Genomic DNA, 1,385 nt, shown 5'->3' with positions numbered 1-1,385 from the left:
CTTCCAGCGACGCGGCCTGCTGCTCGGTACGCTGCGACAGGTCGCTGTTGCCCGCGGCGATCTCGCGCGAAGCGGAGGCGATCGACTCTGCCGATTCCTTGAAGTCGCGCACCATGGTGGACAGTTGCTGCTGCATCTGTTTCATGGCGTGCAGCAGGCTGTCCTTGTCGCCGCTGCGCAGTTTCACTTCCGCGGAAAAATCGCCTTCGGCGATACGCGAGGCGATGGCCACGGCGTAGGCCGGTTCGCCACCCAGCTGGCGCGACAGCGTGCGGGCGAGGAATGCGCCAAGCAGCACGGAGACAGCCAGGCCGCCCAGCACCAGGCCCAGCATCCACAGGCGCGTACCCTCGTAGACGCCGCGCGCTTCTTCCATATTGGCCAGCGCGCGGTCGTCGCGGCGCTTGACCATCTTGGCCATCAAGTCCTCGAGCGCGCGGCTCTCCTTGATCAGGTCGGCGCTCTCGCTAAAGACCTGGCTCTCGAACTGCGAGGTATCGAGCGGCTGTTTGCCCACCAGCGCCACATACTTGCCCAACCGCTCGCGGTAGGCCGGCAGCAAGGCATCGTATTGCTTGACCAGGGCCAGGCCTTCCGGCTGGATGAATGCCTGGCGCGCCCGCTTCATGCTCTCGTCCAGCATGCCAAGCGATTTCTCGATCTGGTCTTTCTCGGCGGCACGCTCGCCCATGGTCGATGCGGACAACAGGGCGATCTGCGCGCGGCTGCCATAGAGCAGGCTGATATTGCCGGACTGCACGGCCTTGAGCGCCTGCAAGTCATCGTTATAGATCTTGCCGGTCCAGTCAGCCATGCGCCCCATATTGACGACGCCCAGCAGACCCATCACCACGCCGATAAGCGACACGACCAGAAATCCAACGACCAGCTTGGTCGTGACGCGCAGCTGATTGAACCATTGCATGCAGACCACCTCTCATTTTCTGAATGACTTGACCGGGTGCCCCGTCTGCCCGTGCCAGCGGATTGCCGGCAATGCGAACGACAGGTGCTACTTTTTTTCTGGAACAGTGCTTGAGACTGACTGCTTCAACTTGTTGCCTTGGCCGGATACCTGGCCGCGTCAGGCTTGCGCAAGCCGCTGGGCGCTGCCCTGGCCCACCCGTACCGGGCGCGCTTCCGGCCGCATGGTGACGCGGAAGGTGGCCACCGCATCGCGCAAGCGCGTGGCCTGGTCTTCCAGCGAACCGGCGGCGGCAGCAGCCTGCTCCACCAGTGCCGCGTTCTGCTGCGTCACCTCGTCCATCTGGGCTACCGCCTGGTTCACCTGCTCGATGCCCGAACTCTGCTCGGCCGATGCCGCGCTGATCTCGCCCATGATGTCTGTCACGCTCTTGACCGCCTGCACGATCTCGCCCATGGTC

Annotated in this window: 2 protein-coding genes; both read right to left on the bottom strand. The window is 64.0% G+C overall.

Going from position 1 to position 1,385, the window contains the following annotated elements; translation table 11 throughout:
* Nucleotides 1-925 (bottom strand): MCP four helix bundle domain-containing protein (locus CF70_RS00010; RefSeq protein ID WP_035858690.1); only part of this gene is annotated, 925 nt, incomplete at its 3' end.
* A 159-nt stretch (nucleotides 926-1,084) separates the two neighbouring features.
* A partial coding sequence (locus CF70_RS00005) for a methyl-accepting chemotaxis protein (RefSeq protein WP_035858683.1) occupies nucleotides 1,085-1,385 on the bottom strand: 301 nt, incomplete at its 5' end.

It is taken from the genome of Cupriavidus sp. SK-3 (assembly GCF_000611145.1).
Classification (GTDB): domain Bacteria; phylum Pseudomonadota; class Gammaproteobacteria; order Burkholderiales; family Burkholderiaceae; genus Cupriavidus.
This window is presented reverse-complemented; position numbering and strand designations above follow the sequence as displayed.